Raw genomic sequence first — 26,663 nt, 5'->3', positions numbered from 1 at the left:
GCTGTTTTCAGATTTCAGGCGTCTATAAGGCAGAAAATGCCTACAAGCGCGTCTAGCTTGCCCCTTATTCTGGGCATTGAGTTGACTAGGGAAGTTGCTATTGCATGTGGCGTGAAACCAAAATTCTGCTGATCGATGACGATAGCGTGCGCCGCCGCGACTTGGCGGTGATTTTAAATTTTCTCGGCGAAGAAAATTTACCCTGCGGTAGCCATGACTGGCAGCAGGCTGTCGGCTCTTTGTCGTCAAGTCGTGAAGTAATTTGCGTCCTCATCGGGACCGTAAATGCTCCTGGCGCGCTTCTGGGTCTGCTAAAGACACTCTCGACCTGGGATGAGTTCCTTCCGGTTTTGCTAATGGGCGAAAATTCTTCCATTGATTTACCGGAAGACCAGCGGCGTCGAGTGCTTTCCACCCTGGAAATGCCGCCCAGCTACAGCAAATTGCTTGATTCCCTGCACCGCGCCCAGGTCTATCGTGAAATGTACGATCAGGCCCGCGAGCGCGGCCGTCACCGCGAGCCCAATCTGTTCCGTAGCCTGGTAGGCACCAGTCGCGCGATCCAGCATGTGCGGCAGATGATGCAGCAGGTCGCGGATACCGACGCCAGCGTGTTGATCCTTGGGGAGTCGGGAACCGGCAAGGAAGTGGTGGCGCGCAATCTGCACTATCACTCCAAGCGCCGTGATGCGCCTTTCGTACCGGTCAATTGCGGAGCCATCCCTGCCGAGCTGCTGGAAAGCGAGTTGTTCGGTCACGAGAAGGGCGCGTTCACCGGGGCGATTACCAGTCGTGCCGGTCGCTTCGAGTTGGCCAATGGCGGCACTCTGTTCCTCGATGAAATTGGCGATATGCCGTTGCCGATGCAGGTCAAGCTGCTGCGGGTGCTGCAGGAGCGGACCTTCGAGCGTGTGGGGAGCAACAAGACCCAGGGTGTCGATGTGCGAATCATTGCCGCCACCCACAAAAACCTGGAAAGCATGATCGAGGTCGGGACCTTCCGTGAGGATCTGTACTACCGCCTCAACGTGTTCCCTATCGAGATGGCGCCGCTGCGTGAGCGTGTGGAAGATATTCCGCTGCTGATGAATGAATTGATTTCGCGCATGGAGCATGAGAAGCGCGGTTCGATTCGTTTCAACTCCGCCGCCATCATGTCGCTGTGCAGGCATGGCTGGCCGGGCAACGTCCGAGAGCTGGCCAACCTGGTGGAGCGCATGGCGATCATGCATCCGTACGGGGTGATCGGTGTGGTCGAGCTGCCCAAGAAATTCCGCTACGTCGATGATGAAGACGAGCAATTGGTGGACAGCTTGCGTAGTGACCTGGAAGAGCGGGTGGCAATCAACGGTCATGCGCCGGACTTCGCTGCCACCGCCATGCTGCCGCCGGAAGGCCTGGACCTGAAGGATTACCTCGGTAGCCTGGAGCAGGGGTTGATCCAGCAGGCTCTGGATGACGCCAATGGCATCGTGGCGCGCGCCGCAGAGCGCCTGCGCATCCGTCGCACGACCCTGGTGGAGAAGATGCGCAAGTACGGCATGAGCCGTCGTGAAGGTGATGAACAGGCGGATGATTGACGCCTGTTTTTCAAGTCGTTGAAAACTGGGTGGTTTTTTTTAGGCACGGGTATTGCTAAGTCTCTTGCAACGTTCCGTTTAACTGACGGTCAGCCAAGCGAGAGAGCACGATGCCCCAAGCCGCCCAGATGTCTCCTGCCCCCGATGCTGCGGGGCAATCGTCGTCCGTAGAGCAGGCAAGCCGGCTAGGTCTTGAGCAGGCCTTCGCCTTGTTCAACCAGATGTCGAGCCAACTTACTGACTCCTACAGCATGCTTGAGGCCAGGGTGACCGAGCTCAAGGGCGAGTTGGCCGTGGTCAGCGCCCAGCGCATGCAGGAGCTGGCGGAAAAAGAGCGCCTGGCCAACCGTCTGCAGAATCTTCTCGACCTGTTGCCGGGTGGCGTCATCGTCATCGACGGCCAGGGCATCGTCAGCGAAGCCAACCCGGCGGCGTGTGACCTTCTGGGCTTGCCCCTGGAAGGGGAGCTGTGGCGCAACATCATCGCCCGCAGTTTTGCGCCCCGTGAGGACGACGGTCATGAAATTTCCCTGCGCGACGGTCGGCGCCTGTCGATTGCCACCCGTTCGCTGGATGCCGAGCCCGGGCAACTGGTGTTGCTCAACGACTTGACTGAAACCCGCCATCTGCAGGATCAACTGGCTCGTCACGAGCGCCTGTCCTCCCTGGGTAAGATGGTCGCCTCCCTGGCGCACCAGATTCGCACCCCCCTCTCGGCAGCCTTGTTGTATGCCAGTCACCTCACCGAACAGGAGTTGCCACTGGCCACCCATCAGCGGTTCGCTGGGCGGCTCAAAGAGCGCTTGCATGAGCTGGAGCATCAGGTGCGCGACATGCTGGTATTCGCCCGTGGCGAATTGCCCCTGACCGATCGCCTGTCCCCCAAGTCGCTACTGCAGTCGTTGCAGGCGGCGGCCCAGACCCACGTCCAGGATGTTGCCGTGCGCTGGCAGTGCGACAGTCATCAAGGGGAATTGCTGTGCAATCGCGACACCCTGGTCGGTGCCTTGCTCAATCTGATCGAAAACGCCGTGCAGGCCAGTGCGGGCGCGGCGCGGCTCAAAGTGCATCTGTATACCCGCGGCGACACCCTCAGGTTGTGTATCAGTGACAGTGGCAGCGGCATAGACGCTGCGGTTCTGGAGCGCTTGGGCGAGCCGTTTTTCACCACCAAGGCCAATGGCACCGGGCTTGGCCTGACGGTGGTCAAGGCGGTGGCCCGTGCTCATCAGGGAGAATTGTCCCTGCGTTCGCGTCCTGGGCGCGGTACTTGTGCGCTGGTGACACTGCCTCTGTTCTCCAGTGCTCATGGAGTGGAGTGAAGGCAATGGCAATCAAGGTTCTACTGGTTGAAGACGATCGCGCTTTGCGCGAGGCCCTGGCGGATACCCTGCTGCTGGCCGGTCATGACTACAAGGCGGTCGGCAGCGCGGAAGAGGCGTTGGACGCGGTCGCTGTCGAGTCCTTCAGCCTGGTGGTCAGCGATGTGAACATGCCGGGCATGGATGGCCACCAGTTGCTGGGGCTGCTGCGTGCCCGTCAGCCGCAATTGCCGGTGTTGCTGATGACTGCCCACGGCGCCGTCGAGCGTGCCGTGGAGGCCATGCGTCAGGGGGCTGCCGATTATCTGGTCAAACCCTTCGAGCCCAAGGCGCTGCTGGAACTGGTGGCTCGTCATGCCTTGGGCTGTCTGGGGGCGAGTGACGGCGAAGGGCCGGTGGCATTCGAGCCGGCCAGTGCGCAGTTGCTGGAGTTGGCCGCGCGCGTTGCTCGCAGCGATTCCACGGTGCTGATCTCTGGCGAATCCGGCACCGGCAAGGAAGTGCTGGCGCGCTATATCCATCAGCATTCCCATCGGGCCAGCCAGCCTTTCATCGCCATCAACTGTGCGGCGATTCCCGACAACATGCTTGAAGCCACCCTGTTCGGGCATGAGAAAGGATCCTTTACCGGTGCCATTGCGGCCCAGCCCGGCAAGTTCGAGCAGGCCGACGGCGGCACCATCCTTCTGGATGAAATCTCCGAAATGCCCCTGGGACTGCAGGCCAAGTTGCTGCGGGTGTTGCAGGAGCGCGAGGTGGAGCGGGTCGGCGCCCGTAAGCCCATCACTCTCGATATCCGCGTGGTGGCCACCACCAACCGCGATCTGGCGGTGGAGGTGGCGGCCGGGCGCTTCCGTGAAGACCTGTACTATCGCCTGTCGGTATTTCCCCTGGCGTGGCGCCCACTGCGGGAGCGGACCGCCGATATCCTGCCGCTGGCCGAGCGATTGTTGGCCAAGCACGTCAATAAAATGAAGCATGCCGCCGCCAGACTCTCTGCCGAGGCCCAGGCCTGTCTGCTGGCCTATCCCTGGCCGGGCAATGTTCGCGAACTGGACAATGCCTTGCAGCGAGCCCTGATCCTGCAGCAAGGAGGGTTGATCCAGCCGGAGGACTTCTGTCTGGCCGGGCCGGTCGCCTGTGCGCCACTGCCGGCGTTGGCGGTGGCCGCTCAGTCGGCGCCGCGCAGCGTGGTCAATGCCGGTGAAGGCGCGCCCCAGGAATCGGGTGGCCTGGGCGATGATCTGCGGCGCCGGGAATTCCAGATGATCATCGATACCTTGCGTTCCGAACGCGGGCGTCGCAAGGAGGCGGCGGAGCGATTGGGGATCAGTCCGCGCACCCTGCGTTACAAGTTGGCGCAGATGCGTGACGCCGGAATGGATGTCGAAGCCTATCTGTTTGCCACTTGATCGTTCATGGGCGAAGCCACGGAGAGGCTTTTGTCGCGCAAGGCCATGGAGCTGGCACCCTTGTTGCTAACACCTCACTAACCGCACAGTGAGTGTCAAAAAATTGCGGGCCGTCAGAGAGAGTAGACCATGAGCCAAGGTGTTGAATTTAATCGGTTGATGCTGGATATGCGGGCCATGCAGATGGACGCGATGTCGCAGCCTAAATCCGCCGCAGTGGCAGAAGTCGGCGGCAGCAGCTTCGCTGACATGCTTGGTCAGGCTGTGAACAAGGTCAATGACACTCAGCAGGCTTCCAACCAGCTGGCCAGCGCTTTTGAAATTGGCAAAAGCGGCGTCGACCTGACTGACGTAATGATTTCCTCGCAAAAGGCCAGTGTGTCTTTTCAAGCTTTGACCCAGGTGCGCAACAAGCTGGTTCAGGCGTATCAAGACATCATGCAGATGCCGGTTTAAGGACGAGATTGAGTCATGGCAGAAGCAGTCGCCGATAACGTACCGGCCAAGGCCACCCCGATAGACGGTAAACCGCCGCTGTTCGGTCTGTCCTTCCTGGAAAACCTGTCCCAGATGACCATGCTGCGTCAGGTTGGCCTGTTGGTAGGCCTGGCCGCCAGCGTGGCGATCGGCTTTGCCGTGGTGCTCTGGTCGCAGCAGCCCGATTACCGGCCGCTGTATGGCAGCCTGGCCGGTATGGATGCCAAGCAGGTCATGGATACCCTGGCTTCTGCCGACATTCCTTACACCGTCGAGCCCAATTCCGGTGCCTTGCTGGTCAAGGCCGATGATCTGTCCCGGGCCCGCATGAAGCTGGCGGCCGCTGGCGTGGCGCCGGGAGACGGTAACGTCGGATTCGAAATCCTCGATAAGGACCAGGGCCTGGGCACCAGCCAGTTCATGGAGGCGACCCGCTATCGTCGCGGCCTGGAAGGCGAGCTGGCCCGGACCATCTCCAGCCTGAACAACGTCAAGGGTGCCCGCGTGCACCTGGCGATCCCGAAAAGCTCGGTGTTCGTCCGCGACGAGCGCAAGCCCAGCGCATCGGTACTGGTAGAGCTTTACTCTGGCCGCTCTCTGGAGCCGGGTCAGGTCATGGCCATCGTCAACCTGGTGGCCACCAGTGTCCCTGAGCTGAGCAAGTCCCAAGTCACAGTGGTCGACCAGAAGGGCAACCTGCTCTCCGATCAGGCGGAAAACTCCGCATTGACCATGGCCGGCAAGCAGTTCGATTACAGCCGCCGTCTGGAAAGCATGCTGACCCAACGGGTGCACAACATTCTGCAGCCGGTGCTGGGCAACGATCGCTACAAGGCTGAAGTCTCGGCGGACGTCGACTTCAGCGCAGTGGAGTCCACTTCCGAACAGTTCAACCCCGATCAGCCGGCCCTGCGCAGCGAGCAATCGGTCAACGAGCAGCGCTCCAGCAGCAATGGCCCGCAAGGCGTGCCAGGCGCTCTGAGCAACCAGCCGCCGTCACCGGCGTCCGCGCCGCAAACCACTGGTGGCGCCACCGCTTCTGCGGGCATGGTGCAACCCGGCCAGCCGCTGCTGGACGCCAATGGTCAACAGGTCATGGATCCGGCCACCGGTCAGCCGATGCTGGCACCGTACCCGGCGGACAAGCGTCAACAATCCACCAAGAACTTCGAGCTCGATCGCTCCATCAGCCACACCAAGCAGCAGCAGGGGCGAGTCAATCGCCTGTCGGTAGCGGTGGTGGTGGACGATCAGGTCAAGGTCAATCCGGCCAATGGCGAAACCACCCGTGCTCCCTGGAGCGCCGACGAATTGGCGCGTTTCACCCGACTGGTGCAGGACGCGGTAGGTTTCGACGCCAGCCGTGGCGACAGCGTCAGTGTGATCAACGTGCCGTTCTCCGCCGAGCGTGGAGAGGTGGTCGCCGATATTCCGTTCTATTCGCAGCCCTGGTTCTGGGACATCGTCAAGCAGGTCCTGGGCGTGCTGTTCATCCTGGTGCTGGTGTTCGGCGTGCTGCGTCCGGTGCTCAACAACATCACTGGCGGCGGCAAGAACAAGGAACTGGCAGGGCTGGGCAGCGACGTCGAGCTGGGCGGCATGGGCGGCCTGGATGGCGAGCTGGCCAACGATCGCGTCAGCCTCGGTGGCCCGCAAAGCATTCTGTTGCCGAGCCCGAGCGAGGGTTATGACGCTCAGTTGAACGCAATCAAGAGTCTGGTGGCTGAAGACCCGGGTCGTGTGGCTCAGGTCGTGAAAGAGTGGATTAACGCAGATGAGTGATAACCGAGCCGCTACCGCCAAACTGACCCGGGTCGACAAAGCCGCGATTCTGCTGCTGTCCCTGGGTTCCACCGATGCCGCGCAAGTGCTGCGCCACATGGGGCCCAAAGAGGTCCAGCGTGTGGGCGTGGCCATGGCGCAAATGGGCAACGTGCACCGCGAGCAGGTCGAGCAGGTGATGAGCGAGTTCGTCGACATCGTCGGCGATCAGACCAGCCTCGGCGTGGGTTCCGATGACTATGTGCGCAAAATGCTCACCCAGGCCCTGGGCGAAGACAAGGCCAACGGCCTGATCGACCGCATCCTGCTGGGTGGCAACACCAGCGGCCTGGACAGCCTGAAGTGGATGGAACCCCGGGCCGTGGCTGACGTGATCCGCTACGAGCACCCGCAGATCCAGGCGATCGTCGTGGCCTATCTGGATCCGGATCAGGCCGGCGAAGTGCTGGGCAACTTCGACCACAAGGCGCGTCTGGACATCATTTTGCGGGTTTCCTCGCTCAATACCGTGCAGCCGGCGGCGCTCAAAGAGCTAAACCAGATTCTCGAGAAGCAGTTCTCCGGCAACTCCAACGCTTCTCGTACCACCTTGGGTGGTATCAAGCGTGCGGCCGACATCATGAACTTCCTCGACAGCTCGATCGAAGGCCAGTTGATGGATTCGATCCGCGAAGTCGACGAAGACCTGTCCGGTCAGATCGAAGACCTGATGTTCGTGTTCAACAACTTGGCCGATGTCGACGACCGTGGCATTCAGGCGCTGTTGCGCGAAGTGTCCTCCGACGTGCTGGTACTGGCCCTCAAGGGGTCGGACGAAGGGGTCAAGGAAAAGATCTTCAAGAACATGTCCAAGCGTGCGGCGGAGCTGCTGCGCGACGATCTGGAAGCCAAGGGGCCGGTTCGCGTCAGCGACGTGGAAACGGCGCAGAAGGAAATCCTCACCATTGCCCGCCGTATGGCCGAAGCCGGAGAGATCGTTCTCGGCGGGAAGGGCGGCGAAGAAATGATCTAAGGTCGCTTTATGTCGTCCAGCAGTGATGAGTCCCACAGCGAACTGATTCGTGCCCGGGACGTCGAGGGTTTTGACGTCTGGGCGCTGCCCAGTTTCGACCCCGAGCCGCCCGAGCCCGAACCGGAGCCTGAAGAGATTCCGGAAGAGATCGAGGAGGTGCCGCTGGATGAAGTCCAGCCGCTGACCCTCGAAGAGCTCGAGAGCATTCGTCAGGAAGCCTATAACGAAGGTTTCGCCACCGGCGAGAAGGAAGGCTTCCACAGCACGACGCTCAAGGTCCGGCAGGAGGCTGAGGTGGCTTTGAACGCCAAGCTGCAGGCCCTCGAGCAACTGATGGTCAACCTGTTCGAGCCGATTGCCGAACAGGACACGCAGATCGAGAAAACCCTGGTGGAGCTGGTCAAGCACGTTACCCGTGAGGTGATTCAGCGTGAACTGGCGATGGATTCCAGCCAGATCGAGCACGTCATGCGCGAAGCTCTCAAGCTGCTGCCCCTGGGTGTTGGCAATGTGCGTCTCTACGTCAATCCCCAGGACTTCGAGCAGGTCAAGAGCCTGCGCGAGCGGCACGAGGAAAGCTGGCGCATCGTCGAGGACGAAGCGCTGCTGCCTGGCGGCTGTCGGGTCGAAACCGAGCACAGCCGCATCGATGCCAGCGTCGAAACCCGCATCACCCAGGCCATGGATCAGTTGTTCGATCAGATGCACGAGCAATCGCTGCACCCGGCGGCCGCGGACCTGAGCCTGGATCTTGGTCCACGGACGCCATCGTTGCCGGATATCGATGCCGAGCAATCTTTGCTCACCGAGCACCCCGAGCCTGCGGAAACTGCTGATGCGCCTTGAACGCACCAGTTTCGGCAAGCGTCTGGGGGGCTACGCCGGCGCCGTCAAACTGCCGGGGCAGCCCATCCTGGAAGGGCGCCTGCTGCGCATGGTCGGCCTGACCCTGGAGGCGGAAGGGTTGCGTGCGGCCATGGGCACTCGTTGCCTGGTGATCAACGATGACAGCTATCACCCGGTCCAGGTCGAGGCCGAAGTCATGGGGTTCTCCGGGGGCAAGGTGTTCCTGATGCCGGTGGGCAGCGTGGCCGGGATTGCCCCGGGTGCCCGCGTGGTCCCGCAGGCCGACACCGGGCGCCTGCCCATGGGCATGAGCATGCTCGGGCGCGTGCTGGATGGTGCCGGTCGGGCGCTGGACGGCAAGGGCTCCATGCGCGCCGAAGACTGGGTGCCGATGGATGGTCCGACCATCAACCCCCTCAAGCGCGACCCCATCAGTCAGCCGCTGGATGTGGGGATCCGCAGCATCAACGGTTTATTGACGGTGGGCCGCGGCCAGCGTCTTGGCCTGTTCGCCGGTACCGGCGTGGGCAAGAGTGTGCTGCTGGGCATGATGACTCGCTTCACCGAGGCCGACATCATCGTGGTCGGGCTGATCGGTGAGCGGGGGCGTGAGGTCAAGGAGTTCATCGAGCACATTCTCGGCGAAGAAGGCCTCAAGCGTTCGGTGGTGGTGGCTTCGCCAGCGGACGACGCGCCGTTGATGCGTTTGCGGGCGGCGATGTACTGCACGCGGATCGCCGAATATTTTCGCGACAAGGGCAAGAACGTCCTGCTGCTGATGGACTCCCTGACCCGTTTCGCCCAGGCCCAGCGGGAAATCGCCCTGGCCATTGGTGAGCCGCCCGCTACCAAGGGTTATCCGCCTTCGGTGTTCGCCAAGCTGCCCAAGCTGGTGGAGCGGGCCGGTAATGCCGAGGCCGGCGGGGGTTCGATCACGGCCTTCTATACCGTGCTGTCCGAGGGCGATGACCAGCAGGACCCTATCGCCGACTCGGCCCGAGGCGTGCTCGACGGGCATATCGTGCTGTCCCGGCGCCTGGCGGAGGAGGGGCATTACCCCGCCATCGACATCGAAGCCTCCATCAGCCGGGTCATGCCGGCGGTGATCAGCCCTGACAACATGGCGCGCGCCCAGTACTTCAAGCAGTTGTGGTCGCGTTATCAGCAGGCGCGGGATCTGATCAGCGTCGGCGCTTATGTGGCCGGTGGTGATCGCGACACCGATACCGCGATTTCCCTGCAGCCGGCCATGGTTGCCTACCTGCGCCAGGGGCTGAACGACAACGTCAGCCTGGGCCACAGCCAAACCCACCTGGAGATGCTTTTCGCTCCGGCGACGGGCGGTTAACCGGCCATGGCCGATAGCCGTGCGGCGCGCCTGGCGCCAGTGGTGGACATGGCTGAAAGCGCCGAGCGTACCGCTGCCCAGCGCCTGGAGTACTTCCATGGGCAGGTGCGCGTGGCCGAGAGCAAGCTGGGGGATCTGGAGCGCTTTCGCGGCGATTACCAGGAGCAGTGGGTCGAGCGCGGCAAGCTGGGCGTCAGCGGTCACTGGCTGATGAACTACCAGTACTTTCTCAGTCAGTTGGACACGGCGGTGGCCCAGCAACGGCAGAGCCTGGCCTGGCATCAGAACAACCTCGATCGCGCGCGGGAGGCCTGGCAGCAGGCCTATGCCCGGGTAGAGGGGCTGCGCAAGCTGGTGCAGCGCTACATCGACGAGGCTCGGGCGCTTGAGGACAAGCGCGAGCAGAAGCTGCTGGATGAACTTTCCCAGCGGCTGCCCCGTCAGAATCCTTACTGATAGCGCTCATTTTCGGTCTGCAGGTTGTTCGACTGCCAGCTGGGTGCTACACCTTTTAGACGTCGTCAATGACAAGGAAGCAGTCACATGTCGGTCGTTACAGAAATATCCCCGGACGGTCAGAAACTCACGATTTCCATTCGCGGGCGCTTTGATTTCGGGCGTCATCAGGAGTTTCGCGAATCCTACGAGCGGCTCAACCGGACGCCGGAGTCCATCGTGGTGGACCTCAAGGAGGCCACCTACCTCGACAGCTCTGCCCTGGGCATGCTGCTCCTGTTGCGTGACCATGCCGGCGGCGACAACGCCGATGTCCGGGTGATCAACAGCAACTCGGATGTGCGCAAGATTCTCGCCATTTCCAATTTCGACAAGCTTTTCGACATCAGTTAAGCGGGCCGCGCTCCATGGCCGAGCCCCTGTGTGTGCTGATTGCCGAAGATGGCGCGGCGGATCGTCTGCTGCTGTCCAGCATTATCCGGCGCCAGGGGCATCAGGTGCTGGCGGCCAGCAATGGCGCCGAGGCCCTGGCGTTGTTCGAGCAGCAGCGACCACAAATCGTCTTGATGGATGCGCTGATGCCGGTGATGGACGGCTTCGAGGCCGCGCGGCGGATCAAGGCCCTGGCGGGCGAGACGCTGGTGCCGATCATCTTTCTGACCTCCCTCAGCGAGAGCGAGGCGCTTGCCCGTTGTCTGGAAGCGGGCGGCGACGACTTTCTGGCCAAGCCCTACAACCCGGTGATCCTTGGCGCCAAGATCAATGCCATGGACCGGCTGCGCCGCCTGCAGGAAACCGTGCTGGCGCAGCGCGACCAGATCACCCGCCACCACGATTACCTGCTCAACGAGCAGCGCGTGGCCAAGGCCGTGTTCGACAAGGTGGCCCATTCCGGCTGCCTGGACGCGCCGAATATCCGCTATCTGCAATCGCCTTATGCGCTGTTCAACGGCGATCTGTTGCTGGCGGCCTATACCCCGGCGGGGGACATGCATGTGCTGCTGGGGGACTTCACCGGGCACGGTTTGCCTGCGGCCGTGGGGGCGATGCCCCTGGCTGAGGTGTTCTATGGCATGACCGCCAAGGGCTACGGTTTGCCGGAAACCCTGCGGGAGATGAACGCCAAGCTCAAGCGCATCCTGCCGGTGGACATGTTCTGTTGCGCGACCCTGTTGTGCCTGAGCTACCAGCGACGGTCGGTGGAGGTGTGGAACGGCGGCATGCCCGAGGGCTACCTGTATCGTCATGCCAGTGACGCGCGCACGCCCCTGGTGGCACGGCATCTGCCCCTTGGAATATTGAGCGCCGAGGCGTTCGAGGATCGTACCGAGGTGTTCTCCATGATGCCCGGGGATCGGGTGTTCCTGTTGTCCGACGGGGTGATCGACACCTGCAATGCCGACGAGGAGCTGTTTGGCGTGGAGCGGCTGTATCGGGTGTTTGCCGCCAACCGCCAGCCGGAGCGGCTGTTCGAGGAGGTCCAGCAGGCCCTGGAGCGCTTTGGTGGCAGTGCCCGGGACGATGTGAGCATGGTCGAGGTCGGGTTGCCGGAGTTCCCCAGGTTGGCGCCGCCGGCCCCGGTGTACTCCGACAGCGGTCAGTCCTGTCCACTGGACTGGTCGGTGAGTTTCGAGTTTCGCGCGGCCACTCTCAAGCGCTTCAATCCGCTGCCATACCTGCTGCAACTGTTGCTTGAAGTGCACGGCCTGCGCTCCCAGAGCGGGGTGCTCTACAGTGTTCTGGCCGAGCTTTATTCCAATGCTCTGGAGCATGGCGTGCTCAAGCTCGATTCCCGGCTCAAGCGCGATGCCGAGGGGTTTACCCGCTACTACCGCGAGCGCGCGTTGAGGCTGGAGCAGTTGCAGGAAGGTTTTGTCCGGGTGCACCTGCAGGTGCAGCCTCTGGAAACCGGAGGGCGCTTGGTGGTTCGGGTCGAAGACAGTGGTGATGGGTTTGATGTGGCGGCCGTTATGGCCCGTCCCAACGATGCCGGACGGTTTTCGGGGCGTGGCGTCAGCCTGATCCGACAGATGAGCCGTCAGGCGCAGTGGTCGGACGATGGGCGCAGTGTCTGCGTGGAGTTTTCCTGGGACGCTCTGGCATAATCCCGCGGGTTCTTGATCAAGGAGTGAACAAGTGGCTGAGATACATCTGGACCACACGGTGCTCAATGCATTGCAGGAAGTGATGGAGGATGAATACCCCGTCCTGCTGGACACTTTCGTCTGCGATTCCGAGGAGCGGGTGCGGCTGCTGCACAAATCCGAGGACGCTTTGCAATTGGTGGCCACCGCTCACAGCCTCAAGGGCAGCAGTAGCAACATGGGTGCCATCCGCCTGGCGGAACTCTGCCATGAGCTGGAGTTGCGGGCCGGGCAGTCCGCCACCGATGGCATCGCCCGCCTGGTGGGAGAGATCGACGGCGAGTTCGCCATTGTCCGGCGCCTGTGCGAGCAGGAACTGCAACGCTTTCACTGTTGAGCAATATTTTTTCAGCGGGTTGACGAAACTGGCTCGACCCTTGCAATCAAGTCTCGTGACTGTACCTATGATCCCCGTGCAGCGGAGACTGTCCCATGGCTGTTACCCCCAATACGCTTCTTCAGGCCGCCGCTCAGGCCAGCGCTAAGTCCAAGACTCAAGCGACTCCTGCCAGCCCCCTGGCAAGCGTTGCCGAGCCTGGTGACAAGGCGCCCAGCTTCGCCCAGCTCTATGCCAAAGAGGCCCAGAGCAAGCCGCAGAACAAGTCGCTGACCTTTGCCGACAACTCGCCCAAGCCGGTGCGCGACAAGGGTGCCGACAATAGTCCAAAGAAAGATGTCGCCAGCGATCAGTCTGCCGCGTCGCAGCCCGTGGTTGCCGATAGCGGCAAATCCTTGCCTGCCGACAAAGCGACGAGCAGCGACAGCAAACCGGCCAGCGCCGCCAGTGACGCCAGTAAGCCGGCCGACAGCAAGTCGGCTGATAGCCAGCCGGTCGACAACACCCAGGCTGATGCCCCGGTCAATCCGGTGCCGCTGGACCCTAGCCTGTTGCCGGCCATCCAGCCGCAACCTCAGGTCGCGGAAGTGCCGCCGCCGGTGGTGGCGCCGCAACCTCAGGTGGAAGTACCCGTGGTGGTGCCGCCAGTGGTGGCCGCGGCAGTGCCGGCGGTGCCCCCTGCGGCCGAGCCGCCCGAGGCGGTGTTCGATCCCGAAGCCGATCCTTTGGATGCCATGCCGGCCGTGCGTCTGGCCATGGAGCAGGGCGGTCACGTCTCGGCTTCCAGTCAGGCGCAGCCCAAGGCCGCCCCTGCAAGCGCCAATGCCGAGGGCCAGTTGACGTCGGTGCAGAACTTCGCCAATGCCATGGTCGGCATGCTGGAGCAGCAGGCCGGCAAGGGCAGTACCGAACAAGGTGGCGAAAAAGCCTTCACCGGTCTGATTGCCGATGGCCTGAAAGACCTCAAGGGCGCGTCCAGCGATACCCGGGTGGATGATTTCGCCAATCGCCTGGCGGCCCTGATGCAGGCGGCAACGCCCAAGACCGCCAACGCGGTGCCGGTCAACCAGCCCCTGGCCATGCACCAGAGCGGCTGGACCGATGAAGTGGTCAACCGGGTGATGTACCTGTCCAGTACCAATCTCAAGTCGGCGGACATCCAGTTGCAGCCTGCGGAACTGGGGCGCCTGGATATTCGCGTGCACATGATTCCGGACCAGCAGACCCAGGTCACCTTCATGAGCGCCCATGCTGGCGTCCGCGAAGCCCTGGAAGGGCAGATGCACCGCATGCGCGACATGTTCAACCAGCAGGGCCTGGGGCAGGTGGACGTCAACGTGTCCGATCAGTCCCGTGGCTGGCAGGGGCAGGAACAGGCGCAACAGGAGCAGAATCGTCGCAGCGGTTCCAGCACCAGCGGTGGGCGCCTGGACGCTGGTGATGATGAGTTGTCGCCTGCCGTGGCAGAAGTGCAGGCTCCGGTACAGACAGTGATTGGTAGCAGCGCCGTCGACTACTACGCTTGACCCTTGTCGGGGGCCGGTTCCCGGTCCCCACGCCGATCCCTGCGGTGTGGCTGCCGCCGCAGGTTTCCCCTCGCAGCCTTGCCCTTGGCCGTTCATCCCCGGCTTTCTGACAAATCTGGCATAACACTTGCTCTTGCCTTGCCGTGCGACTGTGAACCCCCGAATAGTGACGGATTATTGGCATGGCGAAGAGCGAAGCAGCAGAGAAACCCACCGCAGGGAAAAGCAAACTCAAGCTTATCCTCTTGATTGTCCTGGCGTTGTTGCTGGCCATCGGCCTGTCGGTCGGCGCCACCTGGTACTTCATGCACAGTGCTCAGAGCAAGCCCGCACCGGTTGCGGAAACCGCCAGCAACGTCAAGCCGGCGGCGATCTACGAGCCCATGGCCCCGGCCTTTGTCGCCAACTACACGCAGAATGGCCGGCAGCGCTACATGCAGGTGAGCATTACCCTGCTGGCGCGCAACCAGGCTGATCTGGACGCGCTGAAAGTGCACATGCCGGTGATCCGCAACAACCTGGTGATGCTGTTCTCCGGACAGAATTTCGACACCCTGGCGACTCCGGTCGGCCAGGAAATGCTCCGCCAGAAAGCCACGGCCAGCGTCCAGGAAGTGGCGCAGAAAGAGGTGGGCAAAGTGGTGGTCGAACAGTTGCTCTTTACTAACTTCGTACTGCAGTAGGAACACGACATGGCCGTGCAGGACCTGCTGTCCCAGGATGAGATCGACGCGCTGTTGCATGGTGTCGACGACGGTCTGGTACAGACCGAACATGCTGCCGAACCCGGCAGTGTCAAAAGCTACGACCTGACCAGCCAGGATCGCATCGTCCGCGGACGCATGCCGACCCTGGAAATGATCAACGAGCGTTTCGCCCGCTACACCCGTATCAGCATGTTCAACATGCTGCGGCGTTCCGCCGATGTGGCGGTAGGTGGCGTGCAGGTCATGAAGTTCGGTGAGTACGTGCACTCGCTGTACGTGCCCACCAGCCTCAACCTGGTGAAGATCAAGCCGCTGCGCGGCACGGCGTTGTTCATTCTTGACGCCAAGCTGGTGTTCAAGCTGGTGGACAACTTCTTCGGCGGCGATGGCCGCCACGCCAAGATCGAAGGGCGTGAGTTCACCCCTACCGAGCTGCGGGTGGTGCGCATGGTGCTGGAACAGGCCTTCATCGACCTCAAGGAAGCCTGGCAGGCGATCATGCCGGTCAACTTCGAGTACATAAACTCCGAAGTGAACCCGGCCATGGCCAACATCGTCGGCCCCAGCGAAGCCATTGTGGTGTCGACCTTTCATATCGAACTCGATGGCGGTGGCGGCGACCTGCACGTGACCATGCCGTACTCGATGATCGAGCCGATCCGGGAAATGCTCGACGCCGGCTTCCAGTCCGACCTGGACGACCAGGACGAGCGCTGGAGCAAGGCCCTGCGCGAGGACGTGCTGGATGTGGCCGTGCCGCTGAGCGCCACCGTGGCCCGGCGTCAGCTGCGCCTGCGCGACATCCTGCACATGCAGCCGGGCGATGTGATCCCGGTGGAGCTGCCGGAAGACATGATCATGCGCGCCAACGGCGTGCCGTCGTTCAAGGTCAAGCTGGGTTCCCACAAGGGCAATCTGGCGCTGCAAGTGATCGAGCCGATCGAGCGCCGTTGAGCGGCGCACCAACCTGTTTGCTGTTCAATGAATTTTTGCCCGTCGAGGACCCATGATGGCTGACGAAATTAACTCCCAGGACGACCAGGCTCTGGCCGACGAATGGGCTGCTGCGCTGGAAGAAACCGGTGATGCCGGTCAAGCGGATATCGACGCTCTGCTGGCGGCGGACGCGGGGGCTGCGTCAAGTTCCGGGCGTTTGCAGATGGAAGAGTTCGGCAGCGTGCCCAAGAGCCACGAGCCGGTCACCCTGGATGGTCCCAACCTGGATGTGATTCTCGACATTCCGGTGTCGATCTCCATGGAAGTGGGCAGCACCGACATCAACATCCGCAACCTGTTGCAGCTCAACCAGGGGTCGGTGATCGAGCTTGACCGCCTGGCCGGCGAGCCGCTGGACGTGCTGGTCAACGGCACCCTGATCGCTCACGGCGAGGTGGTGGTGGTCAACGAAAAGTTCGGCATTCGCCTGACCGACGTGATCAGCCCCAGCGAACGCATCAAGAAGCTGCGCTAAGTGAACAAGCTGCTTGGCATTGCGCTCGCGCTGCCCCTGAGCGCCCTGGCCGCAGAGCCGGCGGCCACCGCTGCGGTGGCTGCGGCCGCGCCGGCAACGGGCAGCGTCAGTGGCCAGTTGACCCAGCTGGTGCTGGGCCTGCTGCTGGTGATCGGGCTGATCTTCTTCCTCGCCTGGCTGTTGCGCCGGGTGCAGCAGGCCGGTCCTGCGGGCAAGGGCCAGGTGATCGAGCTGATCGGTTCCCGGGCCCTGGGGCCGCGGGATCGCCTGGTGCTGGTGCAGGTCGGCAATGAGCAGATTCTGCTGGGCCTGACCCCGGGCACCATCACGCCGTTGCATGTACTCAAAGAGCCGGTGCAGGTGCCCACTGCCGAGCAGGCGACGCCCGAGTTCGCCCAGCGCCTGATGGAGCTGTTGGGCAAGGATCAGAAGGATAAGAAGTAATGCCGTTGCGCATCATCTTGACGTTGGCACTGATGTTGGCGGCGCCACTGGCGCTGGCCGCCGACCCGTTGTCGATCCCGGCGATCACCCTTGGCACCAACGCCAGCGGCCAGCAGGAGTACTCGGTCAGCCTGCAGATCCTGCTGATCATGACCGCGCTGAGCTTCATCCCGGCGTTCGTCATGCTGATGACCAGCTTCACCCGGATCATCATCGTCTTCTCGATCCTGCGTCAGGCCCTGGGCCTGCAGCAGACCCCGTCGAACCAGATCCTCACCGGCATGGCGCTGTTTCTGACGATGTTCATCATGGCGCCGGTATTCGATCGGGTGAACCAGGACGCCTTGCAGCCGTACCTGGCGGAAAAGCTCACGGCCCAGGATGCGGTGGCCAAGGCGCAGGTGCCGATCAAGGACTTCATGCTGGCGCAGACCCGCAGCAGCGATCTGGAGCTGTTCATGCGCCTGTCCAAGCGCACCGACATCGCCAGTCCCGACCAGGCGCCGCTGACCATCCTGGTGCCGGCCTTCGTCACCTCCGAGCTCAAGACCGCGTTCCAGATCGGCTTCATGATCTTCATCCCGTTCCTGATCATCGACCTGGTGGTGGCCAGTGTGCTGATGGCGATGGGCATGATGATGCTCTCGCCGCTGATCATTTCCCTGCCGTTCAAGATCATGCTGTTTGTCCTGGTGGATGGCTGGGCCCTGATCATCGGCACCTTGGCGGGCAGTTTCGGTGGTGTCTAAAACCTTGTTGGCGGGTATTCGACAATGACTCCTGAAGTCGCGGTAGACCTGTTTCGCGAAGCGCTCTGGCTGACCACCATGATGGTGGCGGTGCTGGTGGTGCCCAGCCTGCTGGTGGGCTTGATGGTGGCCATGTTCCAGGCGGCCACCCAGATCAACGAGCAGACCCTGAGCTTTCTGCCGCGCCTGCTGGTGATGCTGGTGACCCTGATCGTCGCCGGCCCCTGGCTGGTGCAAACCTTCATGGAATACATCCGTCAGTTGTACGGCAGTATTCCTCAGCTGATCGGCTGAGCCGATGTCCCTGCTGGCGTTGACCGACACCCAGATCAGTACCTGGGTGGCGAGCTTCATGCTGCCGCTGTTCCGGGTCACTTCCTTGCTGATGGTGATGCCGATCTTCGGTACCACCCTGGTGCCGCGCCGGGTGCGTCTGTACTTCGCCCTGGCGATTACCGTGGTCATCGCCCCGGGCCTGCCGCCCATGCCCGAGGTGCATGCCCTGGACCTCAGCGGCCTGCTGCTGATTGCCGAGCAGATCCTGATCGGCGCGGTGCTCGGCTTCTCGCTGCAGTTGTTCTTCCAGTCCTTCGTGATTGCCGGGCAGATCGTGGCGATCCAGATGGGCATGGGCTTCGCCTCCATGGTCGACCCCACCAACGGCGTGTCGGTGGCGGTGATCGGGCAGTTCTTCACCATGCTGGTCAGCCTGCTGTTCCTGGCCATGAACGGCCATCTGGTGGTGTTCGAGGTGCTCACCGAGAGCTTTACCACGCTGCCTGTTGGCGGTGGCCTGATGGTCAATCACTACTGGGAGCTGGCGGGCAAGCTGGGCTGGGTGCTGGGGGCGGCGCTGCTGCTGGTGCTGCCGGCGATCACCGCCTTGCTGGTGGTCAACATCGCCTTTGGCGTGATGACCCGGGCGGCGCCGCAGTTGAACATCTTCTCCATCGGCTTCCCGCTGACCCTGGTGCTGGGCATGGCCATTGTCTGGATCAGCCTGGCCGACATTCTCAACCAGTATCAACCGCTGGCCTCCGAGGCCCTGCAGTTCTTACGCGAACTGGCAAAGGCGCGCTGAGCCATGGCGGAAAGCGAGAGCGGTCAGGACAAGACAGAAGACCCCACGGAGAAGCGCAAGAAGGACTCCCGGGAAAAGGGCGAGATCGCCCGTTCCAAGGAGCTCAATACCCTGGCGATCATGTTGGCGGGGGCGGGCGGCCTGCTGGTGTATGGCGGTGGCCTGGCCCTGGACCTGCTGGAAATCATGCGTCTGAATTTCTCCTTGCCCCGGGAGGTGCTGCTGAGCCCGGGATCCATGGGGCAGTACCTGCTGCACTCGGGCAAGATCGCCATCCTGGCGGTGCAGCCGGTGCTGTTGACCTTGTTGCTGGCGGCCATCATCGGCCCGATTTCCCTAGGGGGCTGGCTGTTCGCGGGCAAGAGCCTGGCGCCCAAGTTCAGTCGGATGAACCCGGCCGCTGGTCTCAAGCGGATGTTTTCTTTCTCGGCGGTGATCGAGCTGCTCAAGGCCCTGGCCAAGTTCGGCCTGGTGCTGTTCGTGGCGCTTTCGGTGTTGTCGTCGGACATTGACGACCTGCTGCGGATCGCCCACGAACCCCTTGAGCTGGCGATCATCCACAGCGTCCAGGTGGTGGGCTGGAGCACCTTGTGGATGGCGTGCGGGCTGATCCTGATCGCGGCGGTGGATGTGCCGGTGCAGATCTATCAGGCCCACAAGAAGCTGTTGATGACCAAGCAGGAAGTGCGTGACGAGCACAAGGACCAGGAGGGGCGGCCCGAGGTCAAGCAGCGGATTCGCCAGACTCAGCGCGAGATGTCCCAGCGACGGATGATGGCGGCGATTCCCGAGGCCGACGTGGTCATCACCAACCCGACCCACTACGCCGTGGCTCTCAAGTACGACGCCGAGAAGGGCGGGGCGCCGGTGCTGCTGGCCAAGGGCAGTGATTTCCTGGCCTTGAAGATCCGCGAGATTGCCGTGGCCCATGAAGTGATGCTGCTGGAATCCCCGGCCCTGGCGCGTTCGATCTACTACTCCACCGAGCTTGAGGAAGAGATTCCTGCGGGCCTGTATTTGGCGGTGGCTCAGGTCCTGGCCTACGTCTATCAGATCCGCCAGCATCGCGCGGGCAAGGGCAAGCGCCCCGATCCGCTCAAGGACCTGCCGATTCCGCCGGACTTGCGGCGTGACACGTCCGGCAAGCAATCCCCCGGTGGTCCCGTCGAGCCGCTCTAGTCACAGGCATTCAGGTCCGGCCTGGTCGGCGACCAGGTCTTGTCTTTGTCAGAAAAATGGCTAATTGCCATTATTTGACTTCGTAACCCTGGCTCCTTTGGCTGGCCTTGCGCCGTCCCATCTGGCGGTTAAGAGCAGACCCGCGATCCTGTCCGTCGATACCCGGATTGCTTCAGGTTTGGCGCACGTTTGCGCCGCCTCGGCAAAGTTGGAAGGCTTCTTGCAGTAGCAGCCCCGTGCCGCTTCAGGCGTCAAAAGTTTGCTTTACGGAACGGGGTAAATCGGTGGATCGCTCTCAGTTAATCAGCACGGCTCGCAGTAACCTGGCTGACCTCGGTCGAGGCAACCTGGGTGTACCGGTGCTGCTGTTGGTCATGCTGGCCATGATGATGCTGCCGGTGCCGGCGTTCCTGCTGGACGTGTTCTTCACCTTCAACATCGCCCTGTCGATCGTGGTCCTGCTGGTCTGCGTGTACGCCCTGCGGCCGCTGGATTTCGCGGTATTCCCGACCATCCTGCTGGTGGCCACCCTGTTGCGACTGGCGCTCAACGTCGCCTCGACCCGGGTGGTGATGCTCCACGGCCAAGAGGGCCACGCAGCTGCGGGCAAGGTGATCCAGGCCTTCGGTGAGGTGGTGATCGGCGGCAACTACGTGGTCGGTATCGTGGTGTTCGCGATCCTCATGATCATCAACTTCGTGGTCGTGACCAAGGGCGCCGGGCGGATCTCCGAGGTGAGCGCGCGCTTCACCCTGGATGCCATGCCCGGTAAGCAGATGGCCATCGACGCCGACCTCAACGCCGGGCTGATCGACCAGAACCAGGCCAAGCTGCGCCGTCTGGAAGTGGCCCAGGAGGCCGAGTTCTACGGTTCCATGGACGGTGCCAGCAAGTTCGTCCGCGGTGACGCCATCGCCGGTCTGCTGATCCTCTTCATCAACCTGATCGGCGGCATGGCGGTCGGTATCTTCCAGCACAACATGACCTTTGCCGACGCCGGCAAGGTCTACGCCTTGCTGACCATTGGTGACGGTTTGGTGGCGCAGTTGCCATCGCTGTTGCTGTCCACCGCGGCGGCCATCATGGTCACCCGAGCTTCGGGCTCCGAAGAGATGGGCAAGCAGATCAACCGGCAGATGTTCGCCTCGCCCAAGGCGCTGGCGGTGGCTGCGGGCCTGATGGCGGTGATGGGGCTGGTGCCGGGCATGCCGCACTTCTCCTTCCTCAGCCTGGCGGCAGTGGCCGGCGGCGCAGCGTACCTGGTCTGGCGGAAGCAGAATCTGGTCAAGGTCAAGGCGCAGGAAGAGATCCAGCGTCAGCAGGACCTGCTGCCGTCTCCGGCCCGCGCCATGGAAACCAAGGAGCTGGGCTGGGACGACGTCACTCCGATCGACATGATCGGCCTGGAAGTGGGGTATCGCCTGATTCCCCTGGTGGACCGCAACCAGGGTGGGCAGTTGCTGGCGCGGATCAAGGGGGTGCGCAAGAAGCTCTCCCAGGACCTGGGTTTCCTCATGCCCACCGTGCATATCCGCGACAACCTGGACCTGGCGCCCAGCGCCTATCGCCTGACGCTGATGGGGGTGATCCTGGCCGAGGCCGAGATCTACCCGGATCGCGAGCTGGCGATCAATCCGGGGCAGGTCTACGGCACGCTCAACGGTATCTCGGCCCGGGACCCGGCGTTCGGCCTGGAGGCGGTGTGGATCGAGATCAGCCAGCGGCCCCAGGCGCAGTCCCTGGGCTACACCGTGGTGGACGCCAGTACCGTGGTCGCCACCCACTTGAACCAGATTCTCTACAAGCACTCCAGCGAGCTGATCGGCCACGAGGAAGTGCAGCAATTGATGCAACTGCTGGCCAAGAGTTCGCCAAAGCTGGCGGAGGAGTTGGTGCCGGGGGTGCTGTCGCTGTCGCAACTGCTCAAGGTGCTGCAGGCGCTGCTGGCCGAACAGGTGCCGGTGCGCGACATCCGCAGCATCGCCGAGGCCATCGCCAACAATGCCGCCAAGAGTCAAGATACTGCCGCTTTGGTCGCGGCGGTTCGCGTCGGACTGTCCCGTGCAATCGTCCAAAGCATTGTAGGCACTGAGTCTGAGCTGCCTGTGATCACCTTGGAGCCAAGGTTGGAACAAATTTTGCTCAGCAGTTTGCAGAAGGCAGGACAAGGCCAGGAAGAAGGCGTTCTGCTGGAGCCAAGCATGGCTGAGAAGCTGCAACGTTCGCTGATCGAAGCGGCGCAGCGTCAAGAGATGCAAGGTCAACCGGTGATTCTGTTGGTAGCGGGTCCGGTCCGCGCCATGCTTTCGCGGTTCGGGCGTCTCGCCGTTCCAGGTTTGCATGTGCTGGCGTACCAGGAAATTCCTGACAACAAGCAAGTGACCATCGTTGCGACAGTAGGGCCCAACGGCTGAGGTAGTGGGTTATGCAAGTTAAGCGTTTTTTCGCCGCCGATATGCGTCAGGCCATGAAACTGGTTCGTGATGAGTTGGGCGCTGAAGCTGCCATCATCGGCAACCGGCGGATTGCCGGCGGGGTCGAGCTGACGGCTGCGCTGGATTACAAGTTGTCGGCCCTGTCGCCGCGGGTTCCGAACATGGAGCTTGAGGACGAGTTGCGCAAGACTCAGTCGCGGATCGTCACCGCTCAGGCCGAACTGAGCCTGCGGGGCGAGGGCGACAATGCCTCGATCACCAATCGCCAGCTGTTCGCCGGCCTGCCGCTGACCGCTGCCGAACCACTGATCGAGCCGACCCTGACCGAGCGTCCGCGCCCGGCCCCGGCGCCAGCCGCACCGGCTGCTGATTCCCGTGCGCTGGACTCGATGCGTTTCGAGCTCAACGGCCTGCGCGAGCTGCTGGAAGTGCAGCTCGGTTCCCTGGCCTGGAGCCAATTGCAGGGGAGTCGTCCGGAGCAGGCCAACCTCTGGCGCCGTCTGCAGCGCATCGGCCTGTCCGGTCCGCTGGCCCGTGATCTGCTGGCACTGATCACCGATATCGATGAGCCGCGCCAGGCCTGGCGCATGCTGCTGGCGCACCTGGCGCGGATGATCCTCACGCCGGAAGTCGAGCCTCTGGAAGAAGGGGGCGTGATTGCCATGGTCGGCCCCGCCGGCATGGGCAAGACCACCACCCTGGCCAAGCTGGCCGCGCGCTATGTACTCAAGTACGGCGCACAGAACATTGCTCTGGTCAGCATGGACAGCTTCCGTATCGGTGCCCAGGAGCAGCTCAAGACCCTGGGGCGCATCCTCAATGTCTCGGTGACCCATGTCGATCCTGGCCAGTCCCTGGCCCAGGCCCTGGATCCGCTGCTGCGCAAGCGCGTGGTGTTGATCGACACCGCCGGCCTGCAGGCCAGCGACCCGGCATTGCGCATGCAGTTGGAGAGCCTGGCCGGTCGCGGGATCCGCGCGAAGAACTATCTGGTGCTGGCGACCACCAGCCAGAAGCAGGTGCTGACCGCCGCCTACCACAGCTACAAGCGCTGCGGTCTGGCCGGCTGCATCCTGACTAAACTGGATGAAACAGCCAGTCTTGGCGAGGTCTTGAGCCTGGCCATCAGTCATGAATTGCCGGTTGCCTATCTGACCGATGGCCCGCGGATTCCTGACGATTTGCACCTGCCTCGCCGGCATCAACTGGTGAGCCGCGCCGTGAGCGTGCAGATGCAGGAAGAACCCAGCGAAGAAGCCATGGCCGACATGTTCGCTGATCTCTATCACAGCCCGACCAAGCGGGTCGGCTGAGTTAGACATGAATAGATTGCAGTGTATCTACATCGATGGTCTGCCATGCATTGTTCCAACGGTGAACGCGCAGCCAGTTATGTGGCCCCGTCTAAGTAAGACAAGGTAAAGAAAGAACATGGGCAGCATGCATCCCGTACAGGTGATTGCGGTGACCGGCGGCAAGGGTGGCGTCGGCAAGACTAATGTGTCAGTGAACTTGTCCCTGGCTCTGGCTGAGCTCGGCCGGCGGGTCTTGCTGCTGGATGCCGACTTGGGACTGGCCAACGTCGATGTCCTGTTGGGCCTGACACCCAAACGCACCCTGGCGGATGTCATCGAAGGGCGCTGTGAGTTGCGCGATGTGCTGCTCCAGGGTCCTGGCGGTATCCGTATCGTCCCGGCCGCCTCCGGCACCCAGAGCATGGTGCACCTGAGTCCCGCCCAGCACGCCGGCCTGATCCAGGCCTTCAGCGACATCGGCGACAACCTCGATGTGCTGGTGATCGATACTGCTGCGGGTATTGGTGACTCGGTAGTCAGTTTTGTCCGCGCGGCCCAGGAAGTGTTGCTGGTGGTCTGCGACGAACCGACTTCGATCACCGACGCCTATGCGCTGATCAAGTTGCTCAACCGTGACTACGGCATGAACCGTTTCCGGGTCCTGGCCAACATGGCCCAAAGCCCTCAGGAAGGGCGCAACCTGTTTGCAAAATTGACCAAGGTCACGGATCGCTTTCTGGACGTGGCCTTACAATACGTCGGCGCAGTTCCCTACGACGAAAGCGTGCGCAAGGCCGTGCAAAAGCAGCGTGCGGTCTATGAAGCCTTTCCTCGTTCGAAGTGTGCATTGGCGTTCAAGGCCATCGCGCAAAAAGTCGATACCTGGCCGTTGCCGGCGAACCCACGCGGGCATCTGGAGTTTTTTGTCGAGCGCCTAGTGCATCAAACAGCGGGACCGGTGCTATGACTGCCAGCGGCTACAACCTCTACAAGAAGTCCGCGCGTGACAGCCAATATGAATTGATCGAGCGCTACGCGCCCCTGGTCAAGCGTATTGCCTATCACCTGCTGGCGCGGTTGCCGGCCAGTGTTCAGGTGGAAGACCTGATTCAGGCCGGGATGATCGGTTTGCTCGAAGTGTCGACCAAGTACGACGCGAGCAAGGGGGCGAGTTTCGAAACCTATGCGGGTATCCGTATCCGCGGGGCGATGCTCGACGAGGTTCGCAAAGGCGACTGGGCACCGCGTTCGGTGCACCGTAATACACGCATGGTCAGTGATGCCATTCGTGCAATTGAAGCTAAAACCGGTCGTGACGCTAAAGATCACGAAGTTGCGGCCGAACTTCAATTGAGTCTCGACGATTATTACGGGATTTTGAACGACACCCTGGGCAGCCGCCTGTTCAGTTTCGACGACCTGTTGCAGGACGGCGAACATGAAGGGCTGCATGAGGATGGCGCCAGTGCTCATCTCGAGCCGTCACGGGACCTGGAGGATGAACGCTTCCAGGCCGCCTTGGCGGATGCGATTGCCAATTTGCCGGAGCGCGAGCGACTGGTGTTGGCGCTGTACTACGACGAAGAACTGAATCTCAAGGAAATCGGTGAGGTCCTGGGGGTCAGCGAATCGCGGGTCAGCCAGTTACACAGCCAGTGCGCGGCCCGTTTGCGGGGGCGTTTGGGGGAGTGGCGAGCGCGCTGACAGGCAGTGTGGGGACACTGCGATCGGGACCGGTAAGGCAAGCGCTGCGCCGGTCTTGCAGTATGTGCTCCATGCAGTCGTTGTGTGTTATGCCGAATTGATTGAATGGCGCGTTCAGGTGCTGGATGCGTTTAAGACTGCTTGGAGGTCGAATTGGACAAGAACATGAAAATCCTCATCGTTGATGACTTTTCAACGATGCGGCGGATCATAAAAAACCTGTTGCGTGATCTGGGTTTCACCAACACGGTCGAGGCCGACGATGGCACTACCGCCATTCCGGTACTCAACAGCGGGAGCATCGACTTTCTGGTAACGGACTGGAACATGCCGGGCATGACCGGGATCGACCTGCTGCGCCACGTGCGTGCCGATGAAAAGCTCAAGCACCTGCCGGTGTTGATGGTGACTGCGGAAGCCAAGCGCGAGCAGATCATCGAAGCGGCCCAGGCCGGCGTTAACGGCTATGTAGTCAAACCATTCACGGCTCAGGCGTTGAAAGAGAAGATCGAAAAGATCTTCGAACGCATCGGTTGATGTACGTAGCCATTCCGCCACGGGGGAGCTATGGAGCATAACGAATCTTCACTGGGCGACTTTGAGTCGACCCTGAAAAAACATGCGCTGGAACTGGTCGAAAGCCTGGAAAAGGGCAAGTTCGGCGAAGCGGTGCAATTGATCCATGAGCTCAATCAGACCCGTGACCGCGGCCTGTATCAGGAAGTGGGCAAGCTCACCCGCGAGCTGCATAGCGCGATCGTCAATTTCCAGATTGACCCGCACATGCCGCAAGCCGAGGAAGTTTCACAGATCACGGATGCCACTGAGCGCCTGTCCTATGTGGTCCGGCTCACGGAAGCCGCCGCCAACCGCACCATGGACCTGGTAGAGAGCAGCACCCCGCTGGTCAATGGCCTGAGCACTGAAGCCCAGGCCCTGAGCGCAGATTGGGGGCGCTTCATGCGGCGCGAGGTCGGTGCTGAAGAGTTTCGCGAACTGGCGCGCCGGGTCGACAGTTTCCTGACGCGCAGCGAGCAGGAAACCCGTACCGTTTCCGGCCACCTCAACGACATTCTGCTGGCGCAGGATTACCAGGACCTGACCGGTCAGGTGATCAAGCGTGTGACCCAGTTGGTCACGGAAGTCGAAAGCAATCTGCTCAAACTTGTCTTGATGGCCAGTCAGGTCGATCGTTTCGCCGGTATCGAACATGACCGTGAATCGATCCTCGCGGAAAAAGATCCGCAAAAACATCTCGCCAAGGGTGAAGGTCCGCAGATTCATGCCGATAAACGGGAAGACGTTGTGTCCGGTCAGGACGATGTAGACGATTTGCTTTCCAGCCTTGGATTCTAG

General features: G+C 62.0%; 27 protein-coding genes. All 27 read left to right on the top strand.

What is annotated here, in order from left to right; translation table 11 throughout:
- The first annotated feature begins 104 nt into the window (after positions 1-104).
- The 27 genes from GGI48_RS06555 to GGI48_RS06425 all read left to right on the top strand — a co-directional run bounded on the left by GGI48_RS06555 (position 105) and on the right by GGI48_RS06425 (position 26,663).
- A complete protein-coding gene (locus tag GGI48_RS06555; RefSeq protein WP_016963152.1) occupies positions 105-1,580 on the top strand; it encodes a sigma-54 dependent transcriptional regulator in 1,476 nt (491 codons plus the stop codon).
- A gap of 128 nt (positions 1,581-1,708) precedes the next feature.
- Positions 1,709-2,902: a PAS domain-containing sensor histidine kinase gene (locus GGI48_RS06550; protein ID WP_177435169.1), complete on the top strand. Its 1,194-nt coding sequence runs from the start codon at positions 1,709-1,711 to the stop codon at positions 2,900-2,902.
- 5 nt (positions 2,903-2,907) lie between these two features.
- A complete protein-coding gene (locus tag GGI48_RS06545) occupies positions 2,908-4,314 on the top strand; it encodes a sigma-54 dependent transcriptional regulator (RefSeq protein ID WP_179597531.1) in 1,407 nt (468 codons plus the stop codon).
- A 129-nt stretch (positions 4,315-4,443) separates the two neighbouring features.
- Positions 4,444-4,770: a flagellar hook-basal body complex protein FliE gene (gene fliE / locus GGI48_RS06540; protein ID WP_016963157.1), complete on the top strand. Its 327-nt coding sequence runs from the start codon at positions 4,444-4,446 to the stop codon at positions 4,768-4,770.
- 15 nt (positions 4,771-4,785) lie between these two features.
- The gene (fliF, locus tag GGI48_RS06535) at positions 4,786-6,573 is read left to right on the top strand and encodes a flagellar basal-body MS-ring/collar protein FliF (protein ID WP_016963158.1); all 1,788 of its coding nucleotides are present in this window, start codon (positions 4,786-4,788) and stop codon (positions 6,571-6,573) included.
- The gene (fliG, locus tag GGI48_RS06530; protein ID WP_011059975.1) at positions 6,566-7,585 is read left to right on the top strand and encodes a flagellar motor switch protein FliG; all 1,020 of its coding nucleotides are present in this window, start codon (positions 6,566-6,568) and stop codon (positions 7,583-7,585) included. The genes fliF and fliG overlap by 8 nt, the downstream gene beginning before the upstream one ends.
- 9 nt (positions 7,586-7,594) lie before the next feature.
- Positions 7,595-8,431 carry a flagellar assembly protein FliH gene (gene fliH, locus GGI48_RS06525; protein WP_047302685.1) on the top strand — a complete coding sequence of 279 codons (837 nt, stop codon included), beginning with the start codon at positions 7,595-7,597 and terminating at the stop codon, positions 8,429-8,431.
- Positions 8,421-9,779 (top strand): flagellar protein export ATPase FliI, encoded by a 1,359-nt coding sequence (fliI, locus tag GGI48_RS06520; protein WP_103741581.1) that lies wholly within the window; start codon positions 8,421-8,423, stop codon positions 9,777-9,779. The genes fliH and fliI overlap by 11 nt, the downstream gene beginning before the upstream one ends.
- A 6-nt stretch (positions 9,780-9,785) precedes the next feature.
- Positions 9,786-10,235 (top strand): flagellar export protein FliJ, encoded by a 450-nt coding sequence (gene fliJ / locus GGI48_RS06515; RefSeq protein WP_016963162.1) that lies wholly within the window; start codon positions 9,786-9,788, stop codon positions 10,233-10,235.
- 87 nt (positions 10,236-10,322) lie between these two features.
- The gene (locus GGI48_RS06510; RefSeq protein ID WP_011059979.1) at positions 10,323-10,628 is read left to right on the top strand and encodes an STAS domain-containing protein; all 306 of its coding nucleotides are present in this window, start codon (positions 10,323-10,325) and stop codon (positions 10,626-10,628) included.
- Positions 10,629-10,642: 14 nt separating this feature from the next.
- Entirely contained in the window at positions 10,643-12,340 is a 1,698-nt protein-coding gene (locus GGI48_RS06505; RefSeq protein ID WP_179597529.1) for a fused response regulator/phosphatase, read from the top strand.
- A 31-nt stretch (positions 12,341-12,371) separates the two neighbouring features.
- Positions 12,372-12,716 (top strand): Hpt domain-containing protein, encoded by a 345-nt coding sequence (locus tag GGI48_RS06500; protein ID WP_016963166.1) that lies wholly within the window; start codon positions 12,372-12,374, stop codon positions 12,714-12,716.
- A gap of 95 nt (positions 12,717-12,811) precedes the next feature.
- Positions 12,812-14,242 (top strand): flagellar hook-length control protein FliK, encoded by a 1,431-nt coding sequence (locus GGI48_RS06495; protein WP_179597527.1) that lies wholly within the window; start codon positions 12,812-12,814, stop codon positions 14,240-14,242.
- Positions 14,243-14,424: 182 nt separating this feature from the next.
- A complete protein-coding gene (gene fliL / locus GGI48_RS06490) occupies positions 14,425-14,925 on the top strand; it encodes a flagellar basal body-associated protein FliL (protein ID WP_179597525.1) in 501 nt (166 codons plus the stop codon).
- A 9-nt stretch (positions 14,926-14,934) separates the two neighbouring features.
- Positions 14,935-15,903 (top strand): flagellar motor switch protein FliM, encoded by a 969-nt coding sequence (gene fliM, locus GGI48_RS06485; RefSeq protein WP_016963172.1) that lies wholly within the window; start codon positions 14,935-14,937, stop codon positions 15,901-15,903.
- Positions 15,904-15,958: 55 nt separating this feature from the next.
- Entirely contained in the window at positions 15,959-16,420 is a 462-nt protein-coding gene (gene fliN / locus GGI48_RS06480) for a flagellar motor switch protein FliN (protein WP_042940599.1), read from the top strand.
- Positions 16,421-16,864, top strand: coding sequence for a flagellar biosynthetic protein FliO (gene fliO / locus GGI48_RS06475; RefSeq protein ID WP_016963175.1), 444 nt, complete (start codon positions 16,421-16,423; stop codon positions 16,862-16,864).
- The gene (gene fliP / locus GGI48_RS06470; RefSeq protein ID WP_011059987.1) at positions 16,864-17,613 is read left to right on the top strand and encodes a flagellar type III secretion system pore protein FliP; all 750 of its coding nucleotides are present in this window, start codon (positions 16,864-16,866) and stop codon (positions 17,611-17,613) included. Before fliO ends, fliP begins: the two co-directional genes overlap by 1 nt.
- A gap of 24 nt (positions 17,614-17,637) precedes the next feature.
- Positions 17,638-17,907: a flagellar biosynthesis protein FliQ gene (fliQ, locus tag GGI48_RS06465; RefSeq protein ID WP_011059988.1), complete on the top strand. Its 270-nt coding sequence runs from the start codon at positions 17,638-17,640 to the stop codon at positions 17,905-17,907.
- Between the two features lie 4 nt (positions 17,908-17,911).
- Entirely contained in the window at positions 17,912-18,694 is a 783-nt protein-coding gene (fliR, locus tag GGI48_RS06460) for a flagellar biosynthetic protein FliR (RefSeq protein ID WP_047302698.1), read from the top strand.
- 3 nt (positions 18,695-18,697) lie between these two features.
- Complete coding sequence (flhB, locus tag GGI48_RS06455) at positions 18,698-19,873, top strand: flagellar biosynthesis protein FlhB (protein WP_047302700.1); 1,176 nt, start codon at positions 18,698-18,700, stop codon at positions 19,871-19,873.
- 284 nt (positions 19,874-20,157) lie between these two features.
- Positions 20,158-22,287, top strand: coding sequence for a flagellar biosynthesis protein FlhA (gene flhA, locus GGI48_RS06450; protein ID WP_016963178.1), 2,130 nt, complete (start codon positions 20,158-20,160; stop codon positions 22,285-22,287).
- 11 nt (positions 22,288-22,298) lie between these two features.
- Positions 22,299-23,621 carry a flagellar biosynthesis protein FlhF gene (gene flhF, locus GGI48_RS06445; protein WP_047302702.1) on the top strand — a complete coding sequence of 441 codons (1,323 nt, stop codon included), beginning with the start codon at positions 22,299-22,301 and terminating at the stop codon, positions 23,619-23,621.
- Positions 23,622-23,739: 118 nt separating this feature from the next.
- Positions 23,740-24,570 carry a flagellar synthesis regulator FleN gene (gene fleN / locus GGI48_RS06440; protein ID WP_016963180.1) on the top strand — a complete coding sequence of 277 codons (831 nt, stop codon included), beginning with the start codon at positions 23,740-23,742 and terminating at the stop codon, positions 24,568-24,570.
- On the top strand, positions 24,567-25,307 hold the full coding sequence (gene fliA, locus GGI48_RS06435; RefSeq protein WP_011060003.1) for an RNA polymerase sigma factor FliA: 741 nt from the start codon (positions 24,567-24,569) through the stop codon (positions 25,305-25,307). The genes fleN and fliA overlap by 4 nt, the downstream gene beginning before the upstream one ends.
- Positions 25,308-25,472: 165 nt before the next feature.
- Entirely contained in the window at positions 25,473-25,844 is a 372-nt protein-coding gene (locus GGI48_RS06430) for a chemotaxis response regulator CheY (protein WP_003183998.1), read from the top strand.
- Positions 25,845-25,874: 30 nt separating this feature from the next.
- Positions 25,875-26,663 carry a protein phosphatase CheZ gene (locus GGI48_RS06425; protein WP_016963182.1) on the top strand — a complete coding sequence of 263 codons (789 nt, stop codon included), beginning with the start codon at positions 25,875-25,877 and terminating at the stop codon, positions 26,661-26,663.

The sequence above is a fragment of the Pseudomonas protegens genome (genome assembly GCF_013407925.2).
GTDB classification, from domain to species: Bacteria; Pseudomonadota; Gammaproteobacteria; order Pseudomonadales; family Pseudomonadaceae; genus Aquipseudomonas; species Aquipseudomonas fluorescens_AP.
Note: the sequence above shows the minus strand (reverse complement) of the source record. Positions and strands in the feature narration are given on the sequence as shown.

Bases quoted from the DNA above. Each gene is read 5' to 3' on its own strand.
- GGI48_RS06555 (WP_016963152.1), top strand. From the start codon at position 105: ATGTGGCGTGAAACCAAAATTCTGCTGATCGATGACGATAGCGTGCGC.
- GGI48_RS06550 (WP_177435169.1), top strand. From the start codon at position 1,709: ATGTCTCCTGCCCCCGATGCTGCGGGGCAATCGTCGTCCGTAGAGCAG.
- GGI48_RS06545 (WP_179597531.1), top strand. From the start codon at position 2,908: ATGGCAATCAAGGTTCTACTGGTTGAAGACGATCGCGCTTTGCGCGAG.
- fliE (WP_016963157.1), top strand. From the start codon at position 4,444: ATGAGCCAAGGTGTTGAATTTAATCGGTTGATGCTGGATATGCGGGCC.
- fliF (WP_016963158.1), top strand. From the start codon at position 4,786: ATGGCAGAAGCAGTCGCCGATAACGTACCGGCCAAGGCCACCCCGATA.
- fliG (WP_011059975.1), top strand. From the start codon at position 6,566: ATGAGTGATAACCGAGCCGCTACCGCCAAACTGACCCGGGTCGACAAA.
- fliH (WP_047302685.1), top strand. From the start codon at position 7,595: ATGTCGTCCAGCAGTGATGAGTCCCACAGCGAACTGATTCGTGCCCGG.
- fliI (WP_103741581.1), top strand. From the start codon at position 8,421: ATGCGCCTTGAACGCACCAGTTTCGGCAAGCGTCTGGGGGGCTACGCC.
- fliJ (WP_016963162.1), top strand. From the start codon at position 9,786: ATGGCCGATAGCCGTGCGGCGCGCCTGGCGCCAGTGGTGGACATGGCT.
- GGI48_RS06510 (WP_011059979.1), top strand. From the start codon at position 10,323: ATGTCGGTCGTTACAGAAATATCCCCGGACGGTCAGAAACTCACGATT.
- GGI48_RS06505 (WP_179597529.1), top strand. From the start codon at position 10,643: ATGGCCGAGCCCCTGTGTGTGCTGATTGCCGAAGATGGCGCGGCGGAT.
- GGI48_RS06495 (WP_179597527.1), top strand. From the start codon at position 12,812: ATGGCTGTTACCCCCAATACGCTTCTTCAGGCCGCCGCTCAGGCCAGC.
- fliL (WP_179597525.1), top strand. From the start codon at position 14,425: ATGGCGAAGAGCGAAGCAGCAGAGAAACCCACCGCAGGGAAAAGCAAA.
- fliM (WP_016963172.1), top strand. From the start codon at position 14,935: ATGGCCGTGCAGGACCTGCTGTCCCAGGATGAGATCGACGCGCTGTTG.
- fliN (WP_042940599.1), top strand. From the start codon at position 15,959: ATGGCTGACGAAATTAACTCCCAGGACGACCAGGCTCTGGCCGACGAA.
- fliP (WP_011059987.1), top strand. From the start codon at position 16,864: ATGCCGTTGCGCATCATCTTGACGTTGGCACTGATGTTGGCGGCGCCA.
- fliQ (WP_011059988.1), top strand. From the start codon at position 17,638: ATGACTCCTGAAGTCGCGGTAGACCTGTTTCGCGAAGCGCTCTGGCTG.
- fliR (WP_047302698.1), top strand. From the start codon at position 17,912: ATGTCCCTGCTGGCGTTGACCGACACCCAGATCAGTACCTGGGTGGCG.
- flhB (WP_047302700.1), top strand. From the start codon at position 18,698: ATGGCGGAAAGCGAGAGCGGTCAGGACAAGACAGAAGACCCCACGGAG.
- flhF (WP_047302702.1), top strand. From the start codon at position 22,299: ATGCAAGTTAAGCGTTTTTTCGCCGCCGATATGCGTCAGGCCATGAAA.
- fleN (WP_016963180.1), top strand. From the start codon at position 23,740: ATGGGCAGCATGCATCCCGTACAGGTGATTGCGGTGACCGGCGGCAAG.
- fliA (WP_011060003.1), top strand. From the start codon at position 24,567: ATGACTGCCAGCGGCTACAACCTCTACAAGAAGTCCGCGCGTGACAGC.
- GGI48_RS06430 (WP_003183998.1), top strand. From the start codon at position 25,473: ATGAAAATCCTCATCGTTGATGACTTTTCAACGATGCGGCGGATCATA.
- GGI48_RS06425 (WP_016963182.1), top strand. From the start codon at position 25,875: ATGGAGCATAACGAATCTTCACTGGGCGACTTTGAGTCGACCCTGAAA.